Raw genomic sequence first — 25,090 nt, 5'->3', positions numbered from 1 at the left:
GGTTCGGCCGGGGCGAGCGACGACGAGGGGGAGCCGTTAGGGTCCCCCGCATGGACACCCCCGACCAGCGTCCGCCCTCGGGCGCACAGTGGACCATTTCGGCCGCCGGCCACGAGGCCGTCATCGTGGAGGTGGGCGGCGGGGTCCGGACATACCGGCACGACGGGACCGACCACCTGGACGGGTACGACGCCGACGAGCTCTGCCCCGGCTGCGCCGGGCAGGTGCTGGCCCCCTGGCCGAACCGGATCCGCGACGGGCGCTACACCTTCGGCGAGCGGTCGTTGCAGCTCACGCTCAGTGAGCCGGACCGGGGCGTGGCCATCCACGGGCTGGTCAACTGGGTGCCGTGGCGGCTGGTGGAGCAGTCGTCCGACGCGGTGACCGTCGGCTACGACCTGCCGCCGCAGCCGGGCTACCCGTGGCCGCTGCGGCTGCGCACCCGGTGGAGCGTCGGCCCGGACGGGCTGCGCGCGGAGCACGAGGCGACGAACCTCGGCGCCGAGCCCGCGCCGTTCGGCTTCGCCGTGCACCCGTACCTGCGGGTGCCCGGGGTGGCGGTGGACGACCTGTCGCTGCGGCTGCCGGCCCGGACGCGGTTGCAGGTGGACGGGCGGCTGCTGCCGATCGGGGGCACCCCGGTCGCCGGCACCGAGTACGACTGGACCAGCCCCCGCCGGATCGGCGGCGCCCGGCTCGACCTCGCCTTCGGCGACGTGATCCGCGACGACGACGGCGGCTCGGTGGTCAGCCTGGCCGCCCCGGACGGCGCGACGGGCGTGCGGATCTGGGCGGACCGGGAGTTCGGCTGGTGGCAGGTGTTCACCGGCGACGCCCTGCCCGGCGAGCGGCGACGCCGTTCCGTGGCGGTGGAGCCGATGACCTGCCCGCCGGACGCGTTCCGCTCGGGTCGGGACGTGATCACCCTCAAGCCGGGCGCGACCTGGCGGGGTGTCTGGGGCGTACGGCCCGGGGTCTGAGCGGGGGAGCGCATGGAGTTCAGCGAGGTGGTCCGGCGGCGCCGGATGGTGCGCAACTACGACCCGGACCGTCCCGTCCCGCCCGACGTGGTGGAGCGGCTGCTCGACCACGCGGTCCGCGCGCCGTCGGCCGGCTTCGCCCAGGGCTGGGGTTTCCTGGTGTTGGAGACGCCGGAGGACCGGGAGCGGTTCTGGACGGCGACCACCCCGGGCGGCGGCGGTCGGGAGCGGTGGCTGGCGGGGATGCGCCGGGCCCCGCTGATCGTCGTCCCGCACGCGAACCGGTCGGCCTACGTGGAGCGGTACGCGGAACCCGACAAGGGCTGGGCGGACCGCTCGACGGAGCGCTGGCCGGTGCCCTACTGGTACGTGGACACCGGCTTCGCCGCCCTGCTGATGCTGCTGACCGCCGTGGACGAGGGGCTGGGGGCGTGCTTCTTCGGCATCCCCGCGCCGCGCCTCGACGCGTACCGGGAGGCGTTCGGGGTGCCGCCCGAGTACGAGCCCGTCGGCGCCGTCACGGTGGGTTACCGCGCGCCCGACCACCGGTCACCGTCGCTGCGCCGGGGACGTCGCCCGGTGGACGAGGTGGTCCGGCGGGGGCGGTGGAGCTGACCGGCGCCGAGAGCCTCGTCAGGTGTTTCGTCCGGTGGCGAACCGGACGGCGGGTGGTGAAACTGGCATCAGGGAGCAGAACGCGGTGTGGTGCAGCCGGCTACGCTGGCACGGTCATCGGTGCCGCGGGTCGCGGTGCCGCGCCGCGACCCGACCCGGTGTCGTGGGTCGGCCCGGCCAGGGGGAGGGGAGCGTGCCGTCGTGATCTTCAGAGCGGTCCGGGACGGGCGTCCCTACCCGGAGCACAATCTGACGCTCAAGCAGTGGGCGGAGATCCCGCCGAGGCCACTGCGCCTGGATCAGTTGATCACCACCAAGCGCGAGCTGGCGCTGGACAAGCTCCTCGCCGAGGACTCCACCTTCTACGGCGACCTTTTCCCGCACGTGGTGCAGTGGAACGGCGGGCTCTACCTGGAGGACGGGCTGCACCGCGCCCTGCGGGCGGCGCTGCAGCAGCGCAACCAGATCCACGCCCGGGTGCTCGTCCTCTCCGGGCCGATCGAGTGAGCGCGGTCCGCCGGCCGGCCGACCCGTCCTGACCTGCGGTTCCGCCGCATCGGCGCGGCGGTCGCGCCCGGTCGGGTCCTTCGACGAGCGGCTGTCGCACAGGAGCCGTACCGTCATCCTCAGACGACGTGTCTGACGAGGACGGTGAGGGCCATGGCCCGCGACGGTGACATCAACGAGCCCACGAGGGAGTTCCCCGGCTATCCGACCGGCGAGGCGCTCAAGGAGCGGTCGGCTGTCACAACCGAGCCGGAGCCGGGTGCGCCGCCGCCGGCGGGCGGGCCCGCCCGCGGCTTGCTCTGGGTGCTCGGCGCGGCGGCGCTGGCGGTGGTGGTGCTGCTCGGCGTGCAGGCCACCGGCCTGCTGCCGGACTTCCGCAACCCGTTCGCCAAGGAGCAGACCGACCGCAGCCAGCCGCCGCTGCTCAAGTCGATCCAGGATCTCAGCCGCTACGTGGCGGCCGAGGGCAACTTCCAGGTGGTCGTCGATCTCCAGAACGACCGGCGCAACGTGCCCGACTGGCTGCTCAGCCAGCGCACCCTCTTCGTCGGGGCGGGCAGCGTCGAGGCGTACGTCGACTTCGCCAAGATCTCCGAGGGCGCGGTGGTCGAGTCGGCCGACGGCAAGTCGGTGGAGATCAGGCTGCCGGCGCCGCAGCTCGGCAAGACCAACCTCGACCTGGAGAAGAGCTACGTCTTCGCCGAGGAGCGCGGGCTGCTCAACCGGGTCGGCGAGCTGGTGAAGGGCGATCCCAACCGCCAGCAGCAGGTCTACCAGCTCGCCGAGGAGCGGATCACCACCGCGGCCCGCGACAGCGGCCTGACCCAGCGGGCGGAGGAGAACACCCGCAAGATGCTGGAAGGGCTGCTGCGCTCCCTCGGCTACGAGAAGGTGACGGTCACCTACACCGCCCCGTGACGGCGGAGCCCACCGACGCGACGGCGCCCGCCCCGGTCTACGGGACGGGCGCCTGCGCGTGTTCGCCCCCGGCCGGGAGCGGGGTGGGCTCAGTAGCGGGTGGCGGCGTAGCGGTCCTCGTTCGGCATCAGGACCCAGAGGACCAGGTAGACGATCACCTGGGTGCCGGGCAGCAGCAGCGACAGCAGGAACAGCAGCCGGATGAAGCCGGCCGACCTGCCGAAACGCTGGGCCAGGCCGGCGCAGACGCCGGCGATCATGCGCCCCTGACGGGGGCGGACCAGTTTGCGACTCATCGTCGTACTCCCACTCTGCGGCGTTCGCCGCCTCTGCCCTCAACGGTAGGAAGGGGTGGCCACCGCGCCCTCGGTCGCGAGGAGGATCGGCGGCGCCCGTACCCGTAGGTGGTTACCCGGGAACCGGCCCCGCGACGCCCCGGCCCGCCGGAGCGGACGGCCGGCGGGAACGACGGGCAGGAGCTGAGCTGGGCGGGTAGGCTCGCCGGTCGGGCACCCACACCCCCGGGTGCCGGACGGCCGCCCGGACCGGGTCGGCCACGACCGGGCCGGAACCCCACGAGGGTGCGACGGCGAGGAAGTGCAGCCATGATCAGCGTTTTCGACCTCTTCAGCGTCGGCATCGGGCCGTCCAGCTCCCACACGGTGGGGCCGATGCGGGCCGCCCGCACCTTCGCCGCCGGGCTCAAGGCCGACGGGTTGCTGACCGGCACGGTACGGGTGCAGGCGGAGCTCTTCGGCTCGCTCGGCGCCACCGGACACGGCCACGGCAGCGACCGGGCCGTGCTGCTCGGGTTGGCCGGCGAGGCCCCGGAGACCGTCGACACCGACACGGTCGACGCGCGGATCGCCCGGATCCGCGCCGAGCGCCGGCTGAGCCTGCTCGACGCGCACGAGATCGACTTCGACCCGGACCGAGACCTGGTGCTGCACCGGCGCCGGTCGCTGCCGTACCACCCGAACGGGATGACCTTCGCCGCGTACGACGACAGGGGCGCGGAGCTGCGGGCACGGACGTACTACTCGGTCGGCGGCGGGTTCGTGGTGGACGAGGCGGCGGCCGGGGCGGACCGGATCAAGCCGGACGCCACGCGGGTGCGGCACCCGTTCCTCACCGGCGCGCAACTGCTCGACGTGACCACGTCGACGGGGCTGTCGATCAGCGAGGTGATGCTCGCCAACGAGCTCTCCTGGCGCAGCGAGGGCGAGGTGCGCGCCGGCCTGCTGGAGATCTGGCGGGTGATGCAGGAGTGCGTCGAGCGCGGCTGCTCGCGCGACGGGGTGCTGCCCGGCGGCCTGAAGGTCCGCCGCCGCGCCGCCGAGCTGCGCCGCAGCCTGGAGACGGAGTCCGACCCGGCCGACCCGCTGCGGGCGATGGACTGGGTGACGCTGTTCGCCCTCGCCGTCAACGAGGAGAACGCGGCCGGCGGCCGGGTGGTCACCGCGCCGACCAACGGGGCGGCCGGGATCATCCCGGCGGTGCTGCACTACTACACCCGGTTCTCCCCGGGCGCCTCCGAGGAGGGGGTGGTCCGGTTCCTGCTGGCGGCGGGCGCGATCGGCGTGCTGTTCAAGGAGAACGCCTCGATCTCCGGCGCGGAGGTGGGCTGCCAGGGCGAGGTGGGCTCGGCCTGCTCGATGGCCGCCGCCGGGCTGGCCGAGGCGCTGGGCGGCACCCCCGAGCAGGTGGAGAACGCCGCCGAGATCGGCATGGAGCACAACCTCGGGCTGACCTGCGACCCGGTCGGGGGTCTGGTGCAGATCCCCTGCATCGAGCGGAACGCGGTGGCTAGCATCAAGGCGATCACGGCCGCCCGGCTGGCGCTGCGCGGCGACGGGGTGCACCACGTCTCGCTGGACAAGGTCATCAAGACCATGCGCGAGACCGGCGCGGATATGAAGGTCAAATACAAGGAGACGGCGCGCGGCGGACTGGCCGTCAACGTGATCGAGTGCTGAGGGGGCGTTCGTTCACCGACTGCTAACCTGTCGTCCGTTCGGTGAGGCGGGAGGCGGCGGTGACCTCTGGCGTCGCGGCGTTGTGGTCGCACCGGACCTCGCTGCGCATCCTCGTCAGGCGCGACCTCGCCGTGAAGTACCAGCAGTCCGTGCTCGGGTACCTCTGGTCGCTGATCGAGCCCCTCGGCATGGGGGCGATCTACTGGTTCGTCTTCGGGATCCTCTACTCCCGGGACACCAACCGCCACCTCGGTGACGCGGCCGACTCGTACCCGCTGTTCCTGCTCACCGGGATCTTCGCCTGGATGTGGACCAGCTCGGCGCTGAGCGAGGCGACCAACGCGCTGACCGGCCAGGCCCGGCTGATCACCACGATGAACGTGCCGCGGCAGGTCTTCCCGATCGGCCGGGTCACCGGCCGCTTCGCCGAGTACGCCGCCGGCCTGCCGATCCTGCTCGCCGTCGCCGTCTGGTACGCCGCGTCCGGCCGGGTCGAGCTGGGCTGGTCGCTGCTGGCCCTGCCGCTCGCGGTGGCGGTGCAGGCCGTCCTGCTGGTGGGGCTGGCGCTGCTGCTCTCGGCGGTCAACGTGCTGATGCGCGACGTGGAGCGCTTCATGCGGCTGGTCATCCGGGTGCTCTTCTACGCCACCCCGATCATCTATCCGCTGAGCCTCGTGCGGGACGCCGACCTGCCGGGCTGGCTGAAGGTCGCCTACGAGCTGAATCCGCTGGTCGGCATCTTCCAGCTGCACCACGCGGTCTGGTACCCGGACGAGTTCCCCGACGCCCGGCTGCTCGCCACCGCCGTCGGCGTCAGCCTGCTGGCGCTCGCCGCCGGCTGGTGGTCGTTCCGCCGGCTCGAACCCGCCGTGCTCAAGGAACTGTAGGGATGGCCGACCCGATCATCGCGGCGGAGGGACTCGGCATCCGGTTCGTCCGCAACCGGCGGCGGCAGCTGCGGCTGCGGGAGCTGTTCATCCACCGGGGGCGGCGCGGCGCGGACGACGGCCGGTTCTGGCCGCTGCGGGACGTGTCGTTCTCGGTCCGCGCCGGGGAGACCGTCGGTGTGGTGGGCCGCAACGGCACCGGCAAGAGCACCCTGCTGCGGCTGATCGCCGGCGTGCTCATCCCCGACGAGGGCCGGATCCGGGTGCGCGGGGACGTCGCGCCGCTGCTGGAGCTCTCCGCCGGGTTCTCCAACGACCTGACCGGGCGGGAGAACCTCTACCTGGTCGGCGGCCTGCACGGGCTCCCCTCGGGCTACCTGCGGCGGCACTTCGACGACATCGTCTCGTTCGCCGGTGAGCAGGTGGAACGGGCCATCGACACGTCGGTGCGGCACTACTCGTCCGGCATGAAGGTCCGGCTCGGCTTCGCCATCATCTCGCACCTGCCGCACCCGATCCTGCTCATGGACGAGGTGACCGCGGTCGGGGACGAGGAGTTCCGCAAGAAGTGTTATGCGACGATCGACCGTCTGCTCGGGGAGGGGCGCACTCTGGTGCTGGTGTCACACAACGAAAAGGATCTGACCCGGTTCTGCCGTCGGGGGCTCTACCTCGACGGGGGCCGGCTGAGCGTCGACGGCACGATCGCCGAGGCGCTCCACGCGTACCAGGCCGCGGTTCCGCGGTGACGCTCGCGATCGTGCTCGCCGCCGACGCCCCGGCCGCGAGCCTGCCGACCCGCTCGGGCGAACCCCTCGCCGACCGGCTGGCCGACCAGCTCCGTCGCGCCGGGGCGGACGAGGTGCGCCACGCCGCCGACCTGGACGAGCTGGCCACCCTCGTCGACGCGGCCACTCACCCGGTGCTCGTCACCGGCGCCGACCTGGTCGCGCACACCGCCGTCCTGCGGCACCTGGCCACCAGCCCCGTCGGGCCGACGGTCGCGCTGGTGCTCACCGACCCGCCCGGCGAGGGCCGCACGGCCGTGCGCGAGGAGCGCGGCCAGGTGGTCGAGGCCGGGCCGCCGGAGGCGCTGGACGGCGGGGCCACCGGCGTCTTCGGCGGCGCGCTGCGGGTCGGCGTCGACCACCTGCCCGCGCTCGCCGCCGCCGCGCGCGCGGCCACCGCCGCGGTGGTGTCCGCGGGCGCGCCGTCGGCCGCCGCGCCGCCGGTGGCCGGGCCCGCCGTGGACCGGCTCTTCGCGGGCCTCACCGGGCTCGGCACGCTGACCTTCGCCCAGCGCGTACGCCTGCTCGTCGCGCACCGGGTGGGCGACCCGGCGGGGCTGGCCGCCGCGGAGGCGGCCGTGGCCGCCGTCGACGAGGACCGGGCCGAGCTGAGGCTCTCGGTGAAGGAGCGGGACGACTTCTTCACCACCTTCTTCGTCAGCACCTGGTCGCCGTACGTGACGAAGGCGTCGGCGAAGCTCGGGCTCGGCCCCACGGGCGTCACGATGATCTCGGTGGCCTTCGCGGTGGCCGCCGCCGTGCTCTTCGGCACGGGCGGCCGGCTGGCGCTGGTCGCCGGGGCGGTGCTGCTCTACCTCGGCTTCGTGCTGGACTGCGTGGACGGCCAGCTCGCCCGCTACACCCGGCACTTCAGCGCCTGGGGCGGCTGGCTGGACACCATGGCCGACCGGGCGAAGGAGTACGTGGTCTACGCGGGCCTCGGCTACGGGGCCACCCAGGCCGGTTTCCGGTACGGCTGGGCGTTGGCGATCGCCGCGATCACCCTGCAGACCGTCCGGCACATGACCGACACCTGGTACGGCGTGTTGCACGACGAGGCGGCCCGCCGGCCGAAGGCGGTCGGCACCGCCGGCGGCGGCATCGGCGACAAGCTGAACGCCGCCTCCAACCGGGTGCAGGCCGACACGGGCTCGCTGTCGTACTGGCTGAAGCGGACGGTGGTCTTCCCGATCGGGGAGCGGTGGGCGCTGATCGCGATCACCGTGGCGCTGTTCGGCCCGCTGGTCAGCCTGTACGCGGTGCTCGGCTGGGGGGTGCTGGCCTTCGCGTACACCGGGGCGCTGCGCACGCTGCGGGCCCGCTGGATGCGGGTGCCGGTGCTGGGCACGGTCGACGCCACCCTGCACCGCGACGACGGCCCGCTCGCCGCCCGGTTCCTCCCGGTCGTCCGGCCCGCGGGTCCGCTGACGCTGGCGGTCGTCGCGGCGCTGGGCCCGGCGGCGCTGCTGGTGGCGGCGCTGCTCACCCGCGACGGGGCGCAGGGCCTGCGGTGGGCGGTACCGGCCGCGCTGCTGGTGCTGCTGGCCGGCGGCCTCGGCGCCGGCGCGGCGCACGACGGGCCGCTGGACTGGCTGGTCCCGGCGGCGCTGCGGGCGGGCGAGTACCTCTTCGCCGTCGCGGTCGGGGTGGTCGGCGACGTGCCGGCGTGGCTGATCTTCGGGTACGTCTTCGTGCTGACCCTGCACCACTACGACCTGACGGCGCGGCTGGAGAAGCGGCAGGCCGCCCCGCCGCTGCACGGCGGCACGCTGGGCTGGGAGGGCCGGTCGGTCCTGCTGGCCGTGGCGGCGATCGTCGGTTTTGCGGGTATCGGGATGGCTACACTCGGTACGTACCTTCTCGTGGTTTTCGTGGGGAGTGTCGCCCTCGCCTGGGTCGTCCTGCCCGCCCGCGCCGCGCGGGCGTCGGCGGGCCTGGTCGGCGCGGGAGGTCGCTCGCCGGGCTGACGACAGGGGCCGGCCGATGACACTGATCAGCTTCGTCGTGCCGGCCTACCGGGTGCAGGGCTACCTGCGCGAATGCCTGGACTCCATCCTCGGCCAGCCGGTCGCCGACATCGAGGTGATCGGCGTCGACGACTGCTCGCCGGACGACAGCGGCGAGATCCTCGCCGAGTACGCGGCCCGCGACCGGCGGATGCACGCCGTCCGGCTGCCGGAGAACGTCGGGCTCGGTCCGGCCCGCAACGTCGGGCTGGACCGGGCCGTCGGGGAGTACGTCTGGTTCGTCGACGGCGACGACTGGCTCGCCCCGGAGTGCCTCGCCGAGGTGGCCGAGCGCCTCCGCGCGACCCGCCCCGACGTGCTCCTGGTCGACCACGTCCGGACCCACTGGAACAACGCCGCCAGCCGCAGCGCGATGACGGAGGTGTTCCCGGAGCCGCCCGGCGAGGAGACCTTCCGGCTGCGGGACCGGCCCGAGACGCTGCGGCTGCTGCACACCGCCTGGAACCGGCTGGTCCGCCGGCAGTTCCTGCTCGACGAGGGGCTGCGCTTCGCCCCCGGCTGGTACGAGGACGTCTCGTTCAGCTACCCGGTGCTGATGGCCGCCGAGCGGATCGGCGTGCTGGACCGGGTCTGCGTCAACTACCGGCAGCGCCGGACCGGGGCGATCACCAGGACCAGGGGCGAGCGGCACTTCGAGGTCTTCCAGCAGTGGCACCGGGTGTTCCGGCTGATGGACGCCTGGGGGCCGGCGGTCGACGACCTGCGTCCCGCGCTGTTCGAGCGGATGATCTGGCACTACCTGACCGTGCTCGGCAACGGGGAACGGCTCGACCCCGAGCTGCGGCCGGCCTTCTTCGCCCAGATCACCGCCGACCACGCGCGCTGGCTGCCGCCCGGCGGCTACCCGGCGCCGGGGGGTGCCGAGGGGCTCAAGCACCGGCTGGTGGCCGCCGGCCGCTGGCGTACGTTCAGCGCGCTGCGGGCCGCCTACCGGGCGCGGGACGTGGCCCGGCGTACCGCGCGGAGCACGAAGCGGCGGGTCGCGCCCCCGGCCCGGCGGGCCGCGCGGCTGGCCCGGGACACCCTGCTGCGGGAGTACTACCGGGCCGAGTTGCGCCGGCCGGTCGACCCGACGCTGGCCGTCTACGCGGCCTACTGGTACCGCGGGTACTCGGACAACCCGGCGGCCGTCTTCGAGGCGGCCCGGCGGCTGGCGCCGCAGATTCGCGGCGTGTGGATCGTCCGGCGGGACCGGGTGCACACCGTGCCGGAGGGCGTCGCGTACGTGGTCGCCGGCACGCCCGCGTACTACCGGGCGCTGGCCCGGGCGCGCTGGCTGGTCAACAACGTCAACTTCCCGGACTTCGTGCGCAAGCGGCCGGGCACGGTGCACGTGCAGACCCACCACGGCACGCCGGTGAAGGTGATGGGCCTCGACCAGCAGCGGTACCCGATCGGCGCGGTCGGGATGGACTTCGCCGGGCTGCTGCGCCGGGTGGACCGGTGGGACTACAGCATCAGCGCGAACAGCTTCTCCAGCCAGATGTGGGAGCGCGCGTACCCGGCCGCGTACACCACGTTGGAGGTCGGCTACCCGCGCAACGACCGGCTGGTCACCGCGACCGCCGAGGAGGTGGCCCGGCTGCGCGCCGGGTTCGGCCTCGGGCCCGGCGAGCAGGTCGTCCTGTACGCCCCGACGCACCGCGAGCACCTGCCCGGCTACCGGCCACCGTTCGACCCGGAGCGACTGCTCGACGTGCTCGGCCCGGCCGGCCGGCTGCTGGTACGCAGCCACTACTTCCACGACCGGGACCGCCGCGCCCGACGCCCGGCGGACCGCGACCGGGTACGCGACGTCAGCGGCCACCCGCGCGTCGAGGACCTCTACCTCGTGGCGGACGTGCTGGTCACGGACTACTCCTCGGCGATGTTCGACTACGCCGTGCTCGACCGGCCGATCGTCGTCTACGCGCCCGACTGGGAGGCGTACCGGCTGGCCCGCGGCGTCTACTTCGACGTGACCGCGGAGCCGCCGGGCGCGGTGGCGACCAGCTTCGCCGACCTGCTGGACCTGTTCCGCGCCGGCGGGGTCGACTCCGAGGCGGCGCGCAAGGCCCGGCAGCGGTTCCGGGCCCGGTTCTGCGCGCTCGACGACGGCCACGCCGCCGAGCGGGTGGTCCGTCGGGTCTTCCTCGGCGAGGAGTCCCCGGACGGCCGGCCGGCGCGCGGAGTCGGCATGCGGACCCCGTGGCGGCGGGCGGAAGGAAGTATTCCCTGACGGAGGGCCTCGTCCCGCCGGGTGGGCGTCACAGGGCCGTCACAAGCCGAACATGGAACGTTTACCCGATGTGCGAACCGGATGATCCTCGTCACAGTCATTCGGGGTTCGGCCGACGAGCTGGGGGGAGGGCACGGTGACAACCGTCGCGCTCAAGGATGTGACGAAGGTGTTCAGGGACGGCACCCTCGCCGTCGACAGCGTCAATCTCGACGTCAACGACGGCGAGTTCATGGTGCTGCTCGGCCCGTCGGGCTGTGGCAAGTCGACGGTGCTGCGGATGGTCGCCGGGCTGGAGGACCCGACGTCGGGCGCGGTGATGCTCGACGGCGAGCTGGCCAACGACCTGCCGCCGCGCGACCGGAAGATCGCCATGGTCTTCCAGGACTTCGCGCTCTACCCGCACATGACCGTCGGCGACAACATCGCCTTCCCGCTCAAGCTGGCCGGGTTGGAGCCCGAGCCGCGCGGCGAGCGGGTGACCGACGTGGCCAGCGCGCTCGGCATCGGCGACGTGCTCGGCCGCAAGCCCAGCCAGCTCTCCGGCGGGCAGCGCCAGCGGGTCGCGATGGGCCGGGCGATCGTGCGCCGTCCGGGCCTGTTCCTGATGGACGAGCCGCTGTCGAACCTCGACAGCGGGCTCCGGGCCGAGCTGCGCGCGGAGATCTCCGGCCTGACCCGGGAGCTGGGCGTCACCACCATCTACGTCACCCACGACCAGGCCGAGGCGCTGACCATGGCCGACCGGGTCGCGATCATGCGCAAGGGCGTCCTCCAGGACGTCGGCACCCCCACCCAGGTCTACGGCCGCCCGGCCACCCTCTACGTGGCCGCGTTCCTCGGCAGCCCGCGGATGAACCTGCTGGAGGCCTCGGTCTACGTCCACCTCGACCGCTACGTCACCCTCACCCTCGGCGACCAGTCGCTCCACCTGCCGTGGGACGACATCCGCAGCCGGGCGGTCGCGCACTACCACGGGGAGCGGATCGTGGTCGGGATGCGGGCCGAGGCGCTCACCCCGGTGGCGCCGGACACCCAGGGCGCGGTGCTGCACGGCCGGATCCGCTACCTGGAGCACCACGGGCACGAGTCGCTCGCCTTCCTCGACATCGGGGCCACCGCGATCGTGGTGGACGAGATGGGCGCCCGCGTCGACGCGCCCACCGGCCAGCGCGGCCTGCGCCGCTTCGGGCAGGTGATGCAGCGGCTGACCGGGCGCGCCGGCCAGGAGGAGGAGGCCACCCCGGCCGCCGCCAACCGCACGAGCGTGCTCAACGACCCGGGCCGGCACCACCGGCGCCCCGCCGAGCTCGCGGTCCGGCTCGCGCCGTACCCGGGGGTCGCCGCCGGCCACCCCCTGGCCATCTCCGTGCGCATGGACGCGCTGCACTTCTTCGACGAGCGCGGCGATCGCATCGACGTGGGCTGGCGCTGACGGGGGCGGCCTTGCCGGCGAAGTTACCGACTAGTAACGTCGGGTCATGACCATCGACTCGCGCCAGGTGGCGGCCGGCATCCTGGAGGCCGTGCCGTTCGCCCGCACGCTCGGCATCGAATTCGTCGAAGTGGCCCCCGAGGCGGAGGGCGGGGTGCGGGTGACCGTCCGGCTGCCCGACTCGCCGGCCACCCACAACCACGTCGGCGGCCCGCACGCCGGGGCCATGTTCACCCTCGGCGAGACCGCCTCCGGCGCGGTCGTGCTGGCCGCGTTCGCGCCGCTGCTCGACCGGGCCACGCCGCTGGCGGTGCGGGCCGAGATCGCGTACCGGAAGCTGGCGATGGGTCCGGTGCGGGCCACCGCGCGGCTCGGCCGACCGGTCGACGAGGTGGTCGCGGAGCTGGAGTCCGGCAGGCGGCCGGAGTTCCCGGTGCGGGTGGAGATCGCCACCGAGGAGGGCAAGCCGACCGGTGAGCTGACCGTGGTCTGGACGCTCCGCCCGAACTGAGCCGCGCGGCAAGCGGGCCGAAAGCGGTTTGCGGGCGCGGAGGTCTGGATAGATTCGTACCGTGTTGGGCCTGCCTGCTCACGTGACCGCCTGTCTCTTCGATCTGGACGGTGTGCTGACGCAGACCGCCCGGGTGCACAACGCCGCCTGGACCGAGACGTTCGACGACTTCCTGCGTCGACGCGCCGCGGCCACCGGCGAGGAGTTCCGCCCCTTCGACCCGGGGCCGGACTACAACCGCTACGTCGACGGCCGGCCGCGCGCCGACGGGGTGCGCACCTTCCTCGCCTCCCGGGGCATCGTGCTGCCCGAGGGGTCGCCCGACGACCCGCCGGACGCGGCCACCGTCAACGGCGTCGGCAACAGCAAGAACGTGCTGCTGCTGGAGCGGCTGCGCACCCACGGCGTGGACGTCTACCCCGGCTCCGTCGCCTACCTGGAGGCGGCGGTCGCCGCCGGCCTGCGCCGGGCGGTCGTCACGGCCAGCGCGAACGGCCGGGAGGTGGTCGCCGCCGCCGGGCTGGAACCGCTGCTGGAGGGCCGGGTGGACGGGCTCGTCGCCCGCGCCGAGGGGCTGCGCGGCAAGCCGCACCCGGACACCTTCCTGGCCGGCGCGAGGCTGCTCGGGGTCGACCCGCGCAACGCCGCCGTCTTCGAGGACGCCCTCGCCGGGGTCGCCGCCGGGCGGGCCGGCGGATTCGGGTACGTGGTGGGCGTCGACCGGGTCGGCCAGGCCGCCGAGTTGCGCGCCCACGGCGCCGATGTCGTGGTCACCGACCTCGCCGACCTGCTCGACTCCGGGCGGCCCGCGTGATCCGGGAACGCGCCTATCCGGTCGAGCCGTGGCACGTCCGGGAGACGCGGCTGGACATGGACGTCCTGGCTCAGTCCGAGTCGGTCTTCGCCCTCTCCAACGGGCACGTCGGGCTGCGCGGCAACCTGGACGAGGGGGAGCCGCACGGCCTGCCCGGCACGTACCTGAACTCGTTCTACGAGCTGCGCCCGCTGCCGTACGCGGAGGCCGGCTTCGGGTTCCCCGAGTCCGGCCAGACGGTCGTCAACGTGACCAACGGCAAGCTGATCCGGCTGCTGGTCGACGACGAGCCGCTCGACGTCCGCTACGGCGAACTCCTCGCCCACGAACGGGTCCTCGACCTGCGCGCCGGCACCCTGTACCGGGAGCTGCACTGGCGCTCCCCGGCCGGCCGCGAGGTCAAGGTCCGCAGCACCCGGCTGGTCTCGTTCACCCAGCGCGCCGTCGCCGCGATCAACTACGAGGTGACGGCGGTGGACGTCCCGCTGCGGCTGATCCTCCAGTCGGAGCTGGTGGCGAACGAGGCGCTGCCCCCGCAGAGCCGGGATCCGCGGGTCGCGGCCGTGCTGGAGTCGCCGTTGCAGGCCGAGGAGGAACTGACCACCCGCGACGGCGGGCTGCTCATCCACCGGACCAAGCTCTCCGGACTGCGGGTCGCCGCCGCGATGGAGCACGAGGTGTACGCCCCGGCGCGGAAGACCATCGAGTCCGAGGGGTACGAGGACTGGGTGCGTACCACGATCGGGTGCGTGCTCCAGCCCGGCGAGACGCTGCGCGTGGTCAAGTACCTCGGCTACGGCTGGTCGAGCCGCCGGTCCCTGCCGGCGATGCGCGACCAGGTCGAGGCCGCCCTGACGGGGGCGCGGCTGGACGGCTGGGACGGGCTCCGCCGCGAGCAGCGCGAGTACCTCGAGGAGTTCTGGGACGCCGCCGACGTGGTGGTGGAGGGCGACCCGGAGATCCAGCAGGCAGTCCGGTTCGGCATGTTCCACGTCCTTCAGGCGGGCTCCCGGGCGGAGCGGCGGCCCATCGCCGCGAAGGGCCTGACGGGCCCGGGGTACGACGGGCACGCGTTCTGGGACACGGAGATGTTCGTCCTGCCGGTGCTCACCTACACCCACCCGGCCGCCGTGCGGGACGCGCTGCACTGGCGGCACGGCACCCTGGCCGCCGCGCACGAGCGGGCCAGGACGCTCAACCTGGAGGGCGCGGCGTTCCCCTGGCGCACCATCGAGGGACCGGAGTCGTCGGGGTACTGGCCGGCGGGCACCGCGGCCTTCCACATCGCGGCCGGCGTCGCCGACGCGCTGCGGCGCTACGTGCAGGTCACCCAGGACACCGAGCTGGAACGGGAGATCGGGCTGGAGCTGCTGGTGGAGACCGCCCGGCTGTGGCGGTCGCTGGGCCACCACGACCGGCACGGCCAGTTCCACATCGACGGGGTCACCGGCCCCGACGAGTACACGGCGGTGAAGAACGACAACATCTACACCAACCTGATGGCGCAGCGGAACCTGATCAGCGCCGCCGACGCGGTGATGCGCTACCGGGACGAGGCGTTCCGCCTCGGCGTGACCGACGAGGAGGCGGCGGCCTGGCGGGACGCGGCGGCGTCCATGCACGTCCCGTACGACGAGGAGATCGACGTCCACGAGCAGGTCGAGGGCTTCACCCGGCTCCAGGAGTGGGACTTCGCGCACACGCCGCCGGAGAAGTACCCGCTGCTGCTGCACTACCCGTACTTCGACCTCTACCGCAAGCAGGTCGTCAAGCAGGCCGACCTGGTGCTGGCCATGCACTGGCGGGGCGACGCGTTCACGCCGGAGCAGAAGCTGCGCAACTTCCTCTACTACGAGCGGCGCACGGTGCGCGACTCCTCGCTGTCGGCGTGCACCCAGGCGGTGCTGGCGGCCGAGGTGGGCCATCCGGAGCTGGCACACCTCTACCTGCGCGAGGCCGCGCTGATGGACCTGCACGACCTCAACGAGAACACCCGCGACGGCGTGCACATGGCCTCGCTCGCCGGCGCGTGGATCGCCCTGGTGGCCGGGTTCGGCGGGCTGCGCGACCACGACGGCAACCTCTCCTTCGCGCCCCGGCTGTCCAGCCGGCTCGAGCGGCTGGAGTTCTCGCTCCAGTGGCGCGGGATGCGGCTGCGGGTCGACGTCCGGCCGCACGAGACCACGTACGCGCTGCGCCGCGGCGACCCGGGCGACGTGCTGGAGCTGCGTCACCACGGCGAGACGGTCCAGGTCACCTGCCGGGAGCCGGTGACGATGCCGATCCCCCCGGCGGAGGTGTCCGGGCCGGCCCCGGAGCAGGCCGCAGGACGCGCTCCGCTGCTCCGCCTGCCCGAGAACGAGCCGTGACCGGCCGCCGGCCCGCCGTGACGGAGGCGGGCCGGCGGCGTCGCTCAGCCCGGCCCACCCCGTGACGGGCGGCCGGCGGTGCGGTTCGGAGCGGCCTGCCCCCGTGCGGGGCGGCCGGCGGTGCGGGCGGGTCCGTCCCGCCCGGCGCGGGGCGGACCGGTTCGGCCCGTTCCCCGTGCGGTGGGGCCGGCGGTGCCGGTCAGAGCGGCCTGCCCTGCGACGGCCGGCCGGCCGCGTCGCGGGGCGCCATCGCCCGCGGGTCGTCGGCCGTGCGCGCCTGGGCCGCGTCGTCCGCCCAGTCCCGGCCGCGTTCGGTGTCCTGTTCCCGCCGGTCCCGGTCGGTGGTCTGCTGCCGGGTCTCCCGCTGCTGCTGCGCCATGGCGATCCTCGCGATCCGTCGGGGGCGCGGTTGCGCCGGTACGGTCTGCGGTCACCCGCCGCCTACCCGGGCCCTCCGGCGGCAAACGCCGGTGCGCCGGGGCCGCTTGCCGGCGCCGGGGGCGGGTATGCGGCCGGGACGCGGGACGACCGAGGACGTACGGAGGCGAGATGGACGCGCGCAGCAGTGCGGTGACGATCCCGGCGGGGGACGCCGAACTCCCGGCCGACCTGCTGGTCCCGGCGGAGCCGGCCGGCGTGGTGCTCTTCGCGCACGGCAGCGGCAGTTCCCGGCACAGCCCGCGCAACACGGCCGTGGCGCACGTGCTCAACCGCAGCGCCCTCGGCACCGTGCTGGTCGACCTGCTGACGCCCGCCGAGGACCGGGTGGATGCCCGGACCGCCGAGCTGCGCTTCGACATCCCCCTGCTCGCCGGTCGGCTCGCCGCGGTCGTGGACTGGCTGGCGGCGGAGCGGCCCTTCGGCGCGGTGCCGATCGGGCTGTTCGGGGCCAGCACCGGGGCCGCCGCCGCCCTGGTGGCGGCGGCGACCCGACCGGACCTCGTCGGCGCGGTGGTCTCCCGGGGCGGCCGGCCCGACCTGGCCGGCCCGGCCCTCGGTCAGGTGCGCGCGCCCACTCTGCTGCTGGTCGGGGGCCTGGACGAGCAGGTGATCACGCTCAACGAGCAGGCGCAGGAGGCGCTGCCGGAGACGGCCGAGCTGACGGTGATCCCGGGGGCGACCCACCTCTTCGAGGAGCCCGGCACCCTGGAACAGGTCGCCAACTGCGCCGCCGACTGGTTCACCACCCACCTCCCCACCCCCCACTGACGCCCGCCCCGCCCGGCCCGCCCCCACCTGGGCGATCATGAGGTTGGCGGCGGTAATGGAGATCCACTTCGCCGCCAACCTCATGATCACGCAGCCTGGACCGGGCGGGACCGGGTGGGTCAGGCGGGGGTGGGGGGTGGGGGCGTGGTCGTCGGGCGCTGGCGGTGCTGCTGGATGGTGTCGACGACCCGCCAGACGACGGCGGTGATCGGCACCGAGACGAAGGCCCCGGCGATGCCGGCGATCAGGGTGCCGGCGGTCACCGCCACCAGGATCACCGCCGGGTGCAGGCGCACCTGACGCTTCATGATCAGCGGCTCCAGCAGGTTGCCCTCGATCTGCTGTACGGCGATCACGGCGGCCAGGACGAGCAGCGCGGTCACCGGCCCCTTCGCCGCGAGCGCGACCAGCACCGCCACGGCGCCGGCGACGGTCGCCCCGATGATCGGGATGAAGCCGCCGAAGAAGGTGATGAGCGCGAGCGGGAAGGCCAGCGGCACCCGGAGCACCACCAGCGCCAGGCCGATGCCGATCGCGTCGATCGCGGCGATCATCATCGTGCCCCGGCTGTACGCGCCGAGCGTGCGCCAACCGACCCGGCCCGCCTCGGCGGTCACCGCCCGGTTCGGTCCGGTCGTCCGGGACAGCGTCCAGTGCCACATGGACCGGCCGTCCTTGAGCAGGAAGAACAGCAGCACGAGCGCGAGCAGCGCCGAGCCGACCACCTCCGCGGCCGTCCTGGCGCCGGAGACCGGGTCGACTGAGCCCTGCCCGACCCCCTGGCGGGCCTGCTCGAGCAGCCGGTCGAGCTGTTGGTCGCTGACCGGCAGCGTCGAGGTCACGAACTCCCGGGTCCGTCGCAGGCCCTGCCCCAGCTCCTGGCTCAACTCGCTGAACTGGCCCGCGGTGAGGCTCCACACCAGCGCGCCGACGCCGAACAGCAGGCCGAGCAGCAGCAGGACGGTGAGCAGGGCGGCCAGTGCGGCGGGCAGCCGGAGCCGGCGCAGCGCGAGCTGCACCGGGTCGAGCAGCGCGGTGAGGAAGATGGTGGCGGCCAGCGCGATGGCCAGCGGCGCGAGCAGCACGGCGATCTTCCCCAGCAGGTACAGCCCGGCGACGATCACCACCAGGCAGGCGCTCCACACCACCGCCGAGCGGACCAGCCAGGGAAGCGCGGCCCAGCTCTGTCGGGGACCCGTGCCCCGGCCCGTCGTCCCCTCGGGCGTACGCCCGGCATCGTCTGCGACCACGTCGGCCCTCCTCGATCTCCGGCGAGTCGGTACCCGGCCGGCGTCCCTCCGACACCCGCGTCCCCTTTCACGCTAGATGGGTGGCCGACGCCTCGGAGGGCTACCGACCGTTTCCCGGTCGCCCTCCGGCCGCCTCTCCGTCGCGTTTGCGCCCCCGACCTCAGGGAAGGCAGAGATCGGACCCGGATTCGAGGAGGACCCCGATGAGTGACTTCATGGACAAGGCCAAGGACTTCGCCGACAAGCACGACAAGCAGGTCGACCAGGGCCTGGAGAAGGGCGGCGACATGGCCGACCAGCGCACGGGCGGCAAGTACGACGAGCAGATCGACAAGGGCGTCGACCAGGCCCAGACCCGCACCGGGGAGGGCGACCAGGTCCGCTGAGCCCGTCGTGCCGTCCCGGGTCGCCGCGCGGTCGGTGGCCCGGGACGTTCGCTTCCTGACGGATCGACGCGTACCGCTAGCCAAGGATCGACCACTCTCGCTACTATCCGCAGTCGGAACATGACTCAAAGTGGAGTCGTCCCCGACCGGACCGGTGCCCACCCCTTGGGGTGCCGTGACGAGAGGAAGTCATCCGGTGACCGAGGCCCCCGAGACGACCGCCCCCCAGCGCTATCCGTTCAGCGACCCCGACCGGCTCAACCTCGACCCGCGCTACGCCCGGCTGCGCCGGGACGAGCCGCTCACCCGGATCCGGATGCCCTACGGCGAGCCGGCCTGGCTCGCCACCCGCCACGCCGACGTCCGCACCGTGCTCGGCGACCCGCGGTTCAGCCGGGCCGCCTCGGTGGGCCGGGACGAGCCCCGCAACACGCCGCGGCAGCAGGAGGGCGGGATCCTGTCGATGGATCCGCCGGAGCACACCCGGCTGCGTCGGCTGGTGGCGAAGGCGTTCACCGCCCGGCGGGTGGAGCAGCTGCGACCCCGGACCAGGGAGGTGGCCCACGAGCTGGTCGACGGCATGCTCGCCGCCGGCCCGCCGGCCGACCTGGTGGCGCACCTGGCGACCCCGCTGCCGATCCGGGTCATCTGCGACCTGCTCGGCGTCCCGGTGACCGACCAGGACCGTTTCCACACCTGGTCCGAGGCGATCGTGTCGACCACCTCGCTGAGCCCGGAACAGGCCCAGGAGTACATCGACAACCTGCTCGCGTACATGGGCGAGCTGATCGCGCGGCGACGTGAGCAACCCACCGACGACCTGATCGGCGCGATGGTCCGGGCCCGGGACGCCGACGACCGGCTCGCGGAGGACGAGGTCGTGCGGCTGGCCGCCGGGCTGCTCGCGGCCGGGCACGAGACGACCGTGACCCAGATCCCCAACTTCGTGTACGCCCTGCTCACCCACCCCGACGAGTGGGCCCGGCTGCGGGCGCGGCCGCACCTGGTGCCGGCGGCCGTCGAGGAGCTGATGCGGTTCGTGCCGCTCGGCGCGTCCTCGGCCTTCGCCCGCTACGCCACAGAGGACATCGAGTTCGGCGGCGTGCTGGTGCGGGCCGGCGAGCCGGTGGTGGTGTCGATCCCCTCGGCGAACCGGGACGAGACGGTCTTCGCCGAGGCGGACCGGCTCGACCTGACCCGGCAGGTGAACCCCCACCTGGGCTTCGGGCACGGGGTGCACCACTGCGTCGGCGCGCAGCTCGCCCGGATGGAGCTCCAGGTCGTCCTGGAGACGCTGATCGCCCGCACGCCCGACCTGCGGTTGGCCGTGCCGGAATCCGAGCTGACCTGGAAGAGCGGCCTGCTGGTCCGGGGGCTCGTCGCCATGCCGGTGAGTTGGTGAAGGGATGAGTGGGATGGACGAGCAGTGGCGGGTGCACGTGGATCCGACCCGGTGCATCGGGTCCGGGATCTGCGCGGGCACCGCGCCGGAGCACTTCGTGCTGGTGGGCGGGTTGGCCCGGCCGCTCGCCGAGCGGGTGGCGCCGGACGACGCGTTGGTGGACGCCGCGGACTCCTGCCCGATGGAGGCGGTCATCGTCTCCGAGGCGGACGGCCTGCGCCGGATCGCGCCGGAGCCCTGAGCCGGCCCGGCAACCGGAGACCCCTCGGCAGGCGCCGCGCGGGCCGGCAGGGGCCGCCCGAGGCGGCAAGGGCCTCCCGAGGCGGCAGGCGCTGCCCCAGGCGGCCGGCGCCGCGCGGGCCGGCAGGCGCCGCTCCGAGGCGGCAGGGGCCGCGGGCCGGCGTCGGCCGGTGGGTACGCCGGTGGCCACGCCCCGGGCCGGGCGTGGCCACCGTTGGTAGGGGCGGGTCAGCGCTGCTTCTCGCCGAGCTCCGCCATCGACGTGGTCCGGCCGCTCAGCGCGTCCCGCATCCGGTCCACCAGGCCGGCACCGGGGTTGAGCAGCTTGTTCGCCGGCGGTCGGTCGGGCGCGGCCGGGTGCGGTCGGGTCGGGGCGGTCTTCTTGGTCGCCTCCACCTTCCCGGCCAGCTCGACCATCTCCTCGTGGGCGACCGCGGCGCGCAGGCGGGGGAAGAGGTCGGACTCCTCGTCCTTGACGTGGTGCCGGATCGTGCTGGTCAGGTGCGCCAGCAGCTCGTCGAAGCGCGGGTCGGACGGGTCGAGCGACTCCAGCTCCTTCATGGTCCGCTCGGCGTCCGCGTGCTCGGAGATCTCGTGCTCGGCGATCTGGTCGCCGTCGGGCAACGCCTTGCGGGCGGTCGGATAGACGTGCATCTCCTCGGCGACGGCGTGGCGGACCAGCTCGGCGATCACCACGTCGGCCAGCTGCCGGCGGTGCTCGGGGGTGCCCTGCCGGCTCTCCAACTGCACGAAGAGTGACTCGACCTCACGATGGTCGGCGGTCAGGACGTCCACCACGTCCTGCCCGGCGGTGTCTTGTGGGTTGGTCATGTCTGCCCCTTACCGGTTGCGGAACGGTCGGCTGTGGGCCTGGTACCCGAGAACCGGCGACCGAACCCACCGCGCGCGATCGACGTGGCTCACCGTCGCGCCGGTCGCCGCCCCACCCGGCCGGACAGGACGCGCGAGGGCCGGCCCCCGCGCGGGGGCCGGCCCTCGTCGGGTCGGATCAGGACGAGTAGCCGCGCTCGGCGATCCAGTTGGCGACCTTCTCCAGGGTCATCCAGTACTCGCCCTCGGGGGCGGCCGGGTCGGCGATCCGGATCAGGTCGCCGCCGTCCCGGTAGCCCACCAGGGTCAGGTAGTGCCCACCCTCGTACGAGTGCGGGTTGCCGACGGTGTCGACCGCGGTGCCCTTGATGTTGGCCACCACCGGCCGGCCCTCGTCCAGGGCCGCGACGACGTCGGCCCGCAGCCGGTCGACCTGCTCCGGCGTGGCCACCGAATCCGGGATCTCGGTGGTCCGGTACCCGCGGTCGGTCAGCTCGTTGAGCACCCGGGTGGTGTCCAGGGCCGAATCGGTGCCGGCCTCGGTGGTGCCCAGCTTCCTGGCGACCTCGTCCTGGGGGAGCGCCTTGCCCAGCGCCGACAGGGCGATCCGGGTCGCGGCGGGGCCGCAGTAGTAGAAGTTGGGCTGCGCCTGGTACTGGATGCCCACCGTGCGCTCGGCACGCCGGTCGGTGCGACCGTTCTTGTCGGCACGGCCCTCCTTGGCGGCGCGACCGTTCTTGTCGGCGCGGCCGTCCTTGTCGGTGTGCACCGAACCGACCGGGGTGGTCGCCGGCGGCGCCGCCTGGGCGGCCACCGCCGGACCCGCGAGGCATCCGCCGGCCACCAGCAGGCCGGCGACGGAAAGGCCACTCTTCTGGACGATCGAATTCATGGTCGGGCTCCAATCGGGGGTCGGCGCCTCCGGGGGGACCGGGGGCGCGCAGCACCGGGAGAGGCGCTCGGCTCGGGGACTCGACAGGCCCGCAGCGGTCGGCCCACGGGCGTACTCGGGGATGCAACGGCCCTGCTCCGACGGGCATTCCGGGCCCTCGGCCGGGGCGTACCGGCCGCACGTCGAGGTTCAACCGGGCCACGGTCGGCAGGATTCCGGCGTACGGATGCCCCACGTCACACGCCCCGCGGGTGCCGTCCGCGCCGGGCCGGCCCGCCCACCGCCGGTCGCGCGGGGCGGGATGGACCGATCAAGGGCATCCGGCGGGCGTGGCGCGGGACGGACCGGTCGAGGGCACCCGGGGGCGTGGGACGGACCGGTCGACGGCGCCCCGGGGGCGTGCCGAGGGACGAACCGGTCAGACGGTTACAGGCTGCCCAGCAGGCGGGTGATCGCGATCTCGATGACCACCCGGTCCGGATTCGGGCGGGGCGTCCGGTAGCGCTCGGCGTACCGCCGTTCGGCCTCGGCGACGACGGGCCGGTCGGAGCGCACGACGGCCCGCCCCTCGATGGTCAGCCAGCGTCGCCCGTCGACGTGACACACGGCCACCGGGGCGCCCCCGGGGCCGGCGGCGGCGACGTGCCGCGCCTTGCGGGACGCCCCGCCGGTGATCACCCGGGCCAGGCCGGCCGACGCGTCGAAGGTGACCCCCACCGGTACGACGTGCGGGGTGCCGTCCGCGCGCAGGGTGGTCAACGTGGCCAGGTGCCGTTCCCGGCAGAACGCCACGACCCGCTCGTCGTGGGCCGTCAGCCGATGGTCGCCGGGCATGTCCGTCCCCTGTCTCGCGGTGCGGCGCCGGTCACGGCACGCGGCGGCGGGCCGGGTCGGGGTCGGCCGGTGCGCCGGGCAGCGGTGCGCTCGCGGCGCGGTGCTGCCGGACCAGCCGGCCGAGGTAGAGCAGCGCGCCCGTCAGCACCGCCATGTCGTCCAGGTAGATCGGGTCGGGCAGCAGGTCGATCGGCAGGACGGTGTAGAGCAGCGCGCCGTAGAAGGCGACCTTGCCGTTCACCCCGAGCGTGCCGAGCAGCCGGCGGGTGCGGATCACGCGGACGGCCAGCACCACCGCGCCGACCAGCGTGGCGACCGCCACGACGCCGACGACGACCCACGCCTCCCTGGACACACCGTCACGCTAGCCCAGCGGGGCCGGTTTCGCCCGGCTCCCGCCGGTCAGTACGCGGCGACCGCCGCCCGGCCCCGGGCCACCGCCGGCACCTCCCGGCCGGTCACCGTCGGGAACTCCCGGGTCTGCTCCGCCGCCGCGGCGCCCTCGATCAGCGGCAGCAGCGACTGCGACTCCTCGGGGCGGCGGTTGACCGCGGCGAACGCCTCGTCCCGCAGGCTGCGCGCCGCCTCGGCGGCGGTCTCGGCGGCCCGCCACGCGGCCTGCTCCCGCTCCCGGGCCGCCCGCTGCCGGGCGAGCAGGTTGTCCCGTACCGCCCGGCGCAGCACCAGTTCCTGCTCGACGGGGTGCAGCCGGGGGTCCCAGCCGTTGCGGTGCGCGAAGACGTCGCTGAGCTGCTCGACCGACAGCTCCTTCCGCCAGTACGCGTCGAGGGCGGCCCGGTGCAGGAAGCGCTCGCGCTCGGCGTACTCGGCGGGCGTCCGGACGGTACGCGGAAGGGGCATCGCCTCGGCGACCGCCAGCCGGTGGACGTCCGCCTCGGCGGCCTCGTACGCCTGCCAGGCCGCCTCCACCTCCTCCTGCGCGGCCAGCCAGTCGGCCCGCAACCGGGCGGCGGTGGCGGCGGCCCGTTCCGCGGCGACCGAGACCTCCCCGGCGTACCGGGACCGTTCGCGCGCCTCCTCGACCCGTTCCAGCTCGCTCGGCATCGCGGCGCGCCGGATCCGGGAACCGGCGTCGAACCGGAGGCGGCCGGGCCGCAGCAGCAGCAGGCCGGCCACGGCGACGGCGACGACGCCGAGCAGGCTCAGCCAGATCACGGCGGCCCGGGGCACGTCCAGCAGGACGGAGGAGAACACGTTTTGCATGGTCAGCACCTCGCGGTCGATCGAGGGGAATCGACAGGGTCTGTGCCCGGCGTACGGGCGGGTGGGCATCGTGGGCGCGCGTGCGGGGCGTACCAGCGGCGGCGGGCCGACGGGTGGACGCCGGTGACGTGGCGACCGGAGCACGGGGACCGGGCGGAGGGAACCGCGTCGCGCGACGGCGGCCCGTCGCGCCGGCGCCTCTGGGGTGCGAAACCGGTGGCCGACGGTCAGGCGGCGGGCGGACCGCGTCGGGCGGGGACGCCCCGGCCGGGATCGCGGGCGGGGCCGTCCGGACGGGTGACCGGAACGGCGGAGGTGTCGGCCCGACGGGCCGCCGGCGGGGCCGCGGAGTCGCTGGCCTGCTCGGCCACGGGCTCCCGGCGCGGCAGCGGCTGTGCGACCCGGGCGCTCGCGACGGCCGGAAGGGCGGCGGTGACGGCGGCCGGACCGGCGGCGGACGGCGTCGGGGCCGGGGCGGCGGTCGCGCCGCCGAGGCCCACGGCGAGCACCAGCGCGGCGACCGCCAGTCGGGTCAGCTCGCGCAGCGAGCGCAGCGTGACCGACCAGAACGGGTCGACGGACGCTACGGACGGCACCCGTCCAACCTATCGCCCGGGCCCGGGTCGTGCAGCGCGGCGACGGCCCGGGATCGGGTGACCGCCGCCACGATGTCCGAAGTGGATCGCGGCGGGCGCGTCCGCCGGGAACGACGCCGGACGTGCGACGGCCCACCCGGTGGTACGCCCGCCGGGTGGGCCGTCGTCGTGCGGGTGTGCG

General features: G+C 74.3%; 26 protein-coding genes. 17 read left to right on the top strand and 9 right to left on the bottom strand.

Going from position 1 to position 25,090, the window contains the following annotated elements:
• Nucleotides 1–50 precede the first annotated feature (50 nt).
• From AB0G08_RS11115 to AB0G08_RS11100, 4 genes are all read left to right on the top strand, one after another.
• Nucleotides 51–980 (top strand): aldose 1-epimerase family protein, encoded by a 930-nt coding sequence (locus tag AB0G08_RS11115; protein WP_358086138.1) that lies wholly within the window; start codon nt 51–53, stop codon nt 978–980.
• Nucleotides 981–992: 12 nt separating this feature from the next.
• On the top strand, nt 993–1,595 hold the full coding sequence (locus tag AB0G08_RS11110) for a nitroreductase family protein (protein ID WP_358086136.1): 603 nt from the start codon (nt 993–995) through the stop codon (nt 1,593–1,595).
• Between the two features lie 201 nt (nt 1,596–1,796).
• On the top strand, nt 1,797–2,102 hold the full coding sequence (locus AB0G08_RS11105; RefSeq protein ID WP_089002310.1) for a type II toxin-antitoxin system VapB family antitoxin: 306 nt from the start codon (nt 1,797–1,799) through the stop codon (nt 2,100–2,102).
• Nucleotides 2,103–2,255: 153 nt separating this feature from the next.
• Complete coding sequence (locus AB0G08_RS11100) at nt 2,256–3,020, top strand: DUF4230 domain-containing protein (RefSeq protein ID WP_358086135.1); 765 nt, start codon at nt 2,256–2,258, stop codon at nt 3,018–3,020.
• 89 nt (nt 3,021–3,109) lie between these two features.
• Here the strand turns inward: AB0G08_RS11100 and AB0G08_RS11095 are convergent, their stop codons facing one another.
• Complete coding sequence (locus tag AB0G08_RS11095; RefSeq protein WP_358086133.1) at nt 3,110–3,316, bottom strand: PspC domain-containing protein; 207 nt, start codon at nt 3,314–3,316, stop codon at nt 3,110–3,112.
• A gap of 309 nt (nt 3,317–3,625) precedes the next feature.
• Here AB0G08_RS11095 and AB0G08_RS11090 point away from each other — a divergent pair, with 309 nt between their 5' ends.
• From AB0G08_RS11090 to AB0G08_RS11050, 9 genes are all read left to right on the top strand, one after another.
• Nucleotides 3,626–4,996, top strand: coding sequence for an L-serine ammonia-lyase (locus AB0G08_RS11090; protein ID WP_358086131.1), 1,371 nt, complete (start codon nt 3,626–3,628; stop codon nt 4,994–4,996).
• Nucleotides 4,997–5,055: 59 nt separating this feature from the next.
• The gene (locus AB0G08_RS11085; protein ID WP_358086129.1) at nt 5,056–5,883 is read left to right on the top strand and encodes an ABC transporter permease; all 828 of its coding nucleotides are present in this window, start codon (nt 5,056–5,058) and stop codon (nt 5,881–5,883) included.
• 2 nt (nt 5,884–5,885) lie between these two features.
• Nucleotides 5,886–6,632, top strand: coding sequence for an ABC transporter ATP-binding protein (locus AB0G08_RS11080; protein WP_358086127.1), 747 nt, complete (start codon nt 5,886–5,888; stop codon nt 6,630–6,632).
• 41 nt (nt 6,633–6,673) lie between these two features.
• Nucleotides 6,674–8,638, top strand: a complete 1,965-nt coding sequence (locus AB0G08_RS11075) for a DUF5941 domain-containing protein (protein WP_358086246.1) — start codon at nt 6,674–6,676, stop codon at nt 8,636–8,638.
• Between the two features lie 16 nt (nt 8,639–8,654).
• Complete coding sequence (locus AB0G08_RS11070; protein WP_358086125.1) at nt 8,655–10,916, top strand: bifunctional glycosyltransferase family 2 protein/CDP-glycerol:glycerophosphate glycerophosphotransferase; 2,262 nt, start codon at nt 8,655–8,657, stop codon at nt 10,914–10,916.
• Nucleotides 10,917–11,052: 136 nt separating this feature from the next.
• Nucleotides 11,053–12,351, top strand: coding sequence for an ABC transporter ATP-binding protein (locus AB0G08_RS11065; protein WP_358086123.1), 1,299 nt, complete (start codon nt 11,053–11,055; stop codon nt 12,349–12,351).
• Nucleotides 12,352–12,397: 46 nt separating this feature from the next.
• The gene (locus tag AB0G08_RS11060; RefSeq protein ID WP_358086121.1) at nt 12,398–12,862 is read left to right on the top strand and encodes a DUF4442 domain-containing protein; all 465 of its coding nucleotides are present in this window, start codon (nt 12,398–12,400) and stop codon (nt 12,860–12,862) included.
• A 61-nt stretch (nt 12,863–12,923) separates the two neighbouring features.
• Nucleotides 12,924–13,676 carry an HAD-IA family hydrolase gene (locus AB0G08_RS11055; protein WP_358086119.1) on the top strand — a complete coding sequence of 251 codons (753 nt, stop codon included), beginning with the start codon at nt 12,924–12,926 and terminating at the stop codon, nt 13,674–13,676.
• On the top strand, nt 13,673–16,045 hold the full coding sequence (locus AB0G08_RS11050) for a glycosyl hydrolase family 65 protein (protein WP_358086117.1): 2,373 nt from the start codon (nt 13,673–13,675) through the stop codon (nt 16,043–16,045). Before AB0G08_RS11055 ends, AB0G08_RS11050 begins: the two co-directional genes overlap by 4 nt.
• Before the next feature lie 199 nt (nt 16,046–16,244).
• On the opposite strand, the gene AB0G08_RS11045 is transcribed toward AB0G08_RS11050, so the two are convergent.
• Nucleotides 16,245–16,424: a hypothetical protein gene (locus AB0G08_RS11045; RefSeq protein WP_357878014.1), complete on the bottom strand. Its 180-nt coding sequence runs from the start codon at nt 16,422–16,424 to the stop codon at nt 16,245–16,247.
• A gap of 170 nt (nt 16,425–16,594) precedes the next feature.
• Here AB0G08_RS11045 and AB0G08_RS11040 point away from each other — a divergent pair, with 170 nt between their 5' ends.
• Nucleotides 16,595–17,254 carry a dienelactone hydrolase family protein gene (locus AB0G08_RS11040; protein ID WP_358086115.1) on the top strand — a complete coding sequence of 220 codons (660 nt, stop codon included), beginning with the start codon at nt 16,595–16,597 and terminating at the stop codon, nt 17,252–17,254.
• Nucleotides 17,255–17,373: 119 nt separating this feature from the next.
• Here AB0G08_RS11040 and AB0G08_RS11035 read toward each other — a convergent pair whose 3' ends face one another.
• Nucleotides 17,374–18,504, bottom strand: a complete 1,131-nt coding sequence (locus tag AB0G08_RS11035; RefSeq protein ID WP_358086113.1) for an AI-2E family transporter — start codon at nt 18,502–18,504, stop codon at nt 17,374–17,376.
• A 203-nt stretch (nt 18,505–18,707) separates the two neighbouring features.
• Here AB0G08_RS11035 and AB0G08_RS11030 point away from each other — a divergent pair, with 203 nt between their 5' ends.
• From AB0G08_RS11030 to AB0G08_RS11020, 3 genes are all read left to right on the top strand, one after another.
• Nucleotides 18,708–18,890 carry an antitoxin gene (locus AB0G08_RS11030; RefSeq protein WP_357878023.1) on the top strand — a complete coding sequence of 61 codons (183 nt, stop codon included), beginning with the start codon at nt 18,708–18,710 and terminating at the stop codon, nt 18,888–18,890.
• Nucleotides 18,891–19,086: 196 nt separating this feature from the next.
• Nucleotides 19,087–20,292, top strand: a complete 1,206-nt coding sequence (locus tag AB0G08_RS11025; RefSeq protein WP_358086111.1) for a cytochrome P450 — start codon at nt 19,087–19,089, stop codon at nt 20,290–20,292.
• A gap of 4 nt (nt 20,293–20,296) precedes the next feature.
• Nucleotides 20,297–20,533: a ferredoxin gene (locus AB0G08_RS11020; protein ID WP_358086109.1), complete on the top strand. Its 237-nt coding sequence runs from the start codon at nt 20,297–20,299 to the stop codon at nt 20,531–20,533.
• Nucleotides 20,534–20,760: 227 nt separating this feature from the next.
• Here AB0G08_RS11020 and AB0G08_RS11015 read toward each other — a convergent pair whose 3' ends face one another.
• The 6 genes from AB0G08_RS11015 to AB0G08_RS10990 form a co-directional block, all read right to left on the bottom strand.
• Complete coding sequence (locus AB0G08_RS11015) at nt 20,761–21,363, bottom strand: hemerythrin domain-containing protein (RefSeq protein WP_358086107.1); 603 nt, start codon at nt 21,361–21,363, stop codon at nt 20,761–20,763.
• 178 nt (nt 21,364–21,541) lie between these two features.
• The gene (locus AB0G08_RS11010) at nt 21,542–22,255 is read right to left on the bottom strand and encodes a C39 family peptidase (protein ID WP_358086105.1); all 714 of its coding nucleotides are present in this window, start codon (nt 22,253–22,255) and stop codon (nt 21,542–21,544) included.
• A 426-nt stretch (nt 22,256–22,681) separates the two neighbouring features.
• The gene (locus AB0G08_RS11005) at nt 22,682–23,089 is read right to left on the bottom strand and encodes a TIGR03618 family F420-dependent PPOX class oxidoreductase (protein WP_358086103.1); all 408 of its coding nucleotides are present in this window, start codon (nt 23,087–23,089) and stop codon (nt 22,682–22,684) included.
• Between the two features lie 31 nt (nt 23,090–23,120).
• Nucleotides 23,121–23,444: a YkvA family protein gene (locus AB0G08_RS11000; protein ID WP_358086101.1), complete on the bottom strand. Its 324-nt coding sequence runs from the start codon at nt 23,442–23,444 to the stop codon at nt 23,121–23,123.
• Between the two features lie 47 nt (nt 23,445–23,491).
• On the bottom strand, nt 23,492–24,313 hold the full coding sequence (locus AB0G08_RS10995; RefSeq protein ID WP_358086099.1) for a hypothetical protein: 822 nt from the start codon (nt 24,311–24,313) through the stop codon (nt 23,492–23,494).
• 227 nt (nt 24,314–24,540) lie between these two features.
• Nucleotides 24,541–24,909 (bottom strand): hypothetical protein, encoded by a 369-nt coding sequence (locus AB0G08_RS10990; RefSeq protein ID WP_358086097.1) that lies wholly within the window; start codon nt 24,907–24,909, stop codon nt 24,541–24,543.
• Between the last annotated feature and the right edge of the window lie 181 nt (nt 24,910–25,090).

Origin of the sequence: Micromonospora sp. NPDC023644, from assembly GCF_040640115.1 — a bacterium.
Taxonomy (GTDB): domain Bacteria; phylum Actinomycetota; class Actinomycetes; order Mycobacteriales; family Micromonosporaceae; genus Micromonospora.
This window is presented reverse-complemented; position numbering and strand designations above follow the sequence as displayed.

Excerpts from the sequence above, each read along its gene's own strand:
- AB0G08_RS11115 (WP_358086138.1), top strand. The coding sequence starts at position 51 with ATGGACACCCCCGACCAGCGTCCGCCCTCGGGCGCACAGTGGACCATT.
- AB0G08_RS11110 (WP_358086136.1), top strand. The coding sequence starts at position 993 with ATGGAGTTCAGCGAGGTGGTCCGGCGGCGCCGGATGGTGCGCAACTAC.
- AB0G08_RS11100 (WP_358086135.1), top strand. The coding sequence starts at position 2,256 with ATGGCCCGCGACGGTGACATCAACGAGCCCACGAGGGAGTTCCCCGGC.
- AB0G08_RS11095 (WP_358086133.1), bottom strand. The coding sequence starts at position 3,316 with ATGAGTCGCAAACTGGTCCGCCCCCGTCAGGGGCGCATGATCGCCGGC.
- AB0G08_RS11090 (WP_358086131.1), top strand. The coding sequence starts at position 3,626 with ATGATCAGCGTTTTCGACCTCTTCAGCGTCGGCATCGGGCCGTCCAGC.
- AB0G08_RS11080 (WP_358086127.1), top strand. The coding sequence starts at position 5,886 with ATGGCCGACCCGATCATCGCGGCGGAGGGACTCGGCATCCGGTTCGTC.
- AB0G08_RS11070 (WP_358086125.1), top strand. The coding sequence starts at position 8,655 with ATGACACTGATCAGCTTCGTCGTGCCGGCCTACCGGGTGCAGGGCTAC.
- AB0G08_RS11060 (WP_358086121.1), top strand. The coding sequence starts at position 12,398 with ATGACCATCGACTCGCGCCAGGTGGCGGCCGGCATCCTGGAGGCCGTG.
- AB0G08_RS11045 (WP_357878014.1), bottom strand. The coding sequence starts at position 16,424 with ATGGCGCAGCAGCAGCGGGAGACCCGGCAGCAGACCACCGACCGGGAC.
- AB0G08_RS11040 (WP_358086115.1), top strand. The coding sequence starts at position 16,595 with ATGGACGCGCGCAGCAGTGCGGTGACGATCCCGGCGGGGGACGCCGAA.
- AB0G08_RS11030 (WP_357878023.1), top strand. The coding sequence starts at position 18,708 with ATGAGTGACTTCATGGACAAGGCCAAGGACTTCGCCGACAAGCACGAC.
- AB0G08_RS11020 (WP_358086109.1), top strand. The coding sequence starts at position 20,297 with ATGAGTGGGATGGACGAGCAGTGGCGGGTGCACGTGGATCCGACCCGG.
- AB0G08_RS11015 (WP_358086107.1), bottom strand. The coding sequence starts at position 21,363 with ATGACCAACCCACAAGACACCGCCGGGCAGGACGTGGTGGACGTCCTG.
- AB0G08_RS11010 (WP_358086105.1), bottom strand. The coding sequence starts at position 22,255 with ATGAATTCGATCGTCCAGAAGAGTGGCCTTTCCGTCGCCGGCCTGCTG.
- AB0G08_RS11005 (WP_358086103.1), bottom strand. The coding sequence starts at position 23,089 with ATGCCCGGCGACCATCGGCTGACGGCCCACGACGAGCGGGTCGTGGCG.
- AB0G08_RS10995 (WP_358086099.1), bottom strand. The coding sequence starts at position 24,313 with ATGCAAAACGTGTTCTCCTCCGTCCTGCTGGACGTGCCCCGGGCCGCC.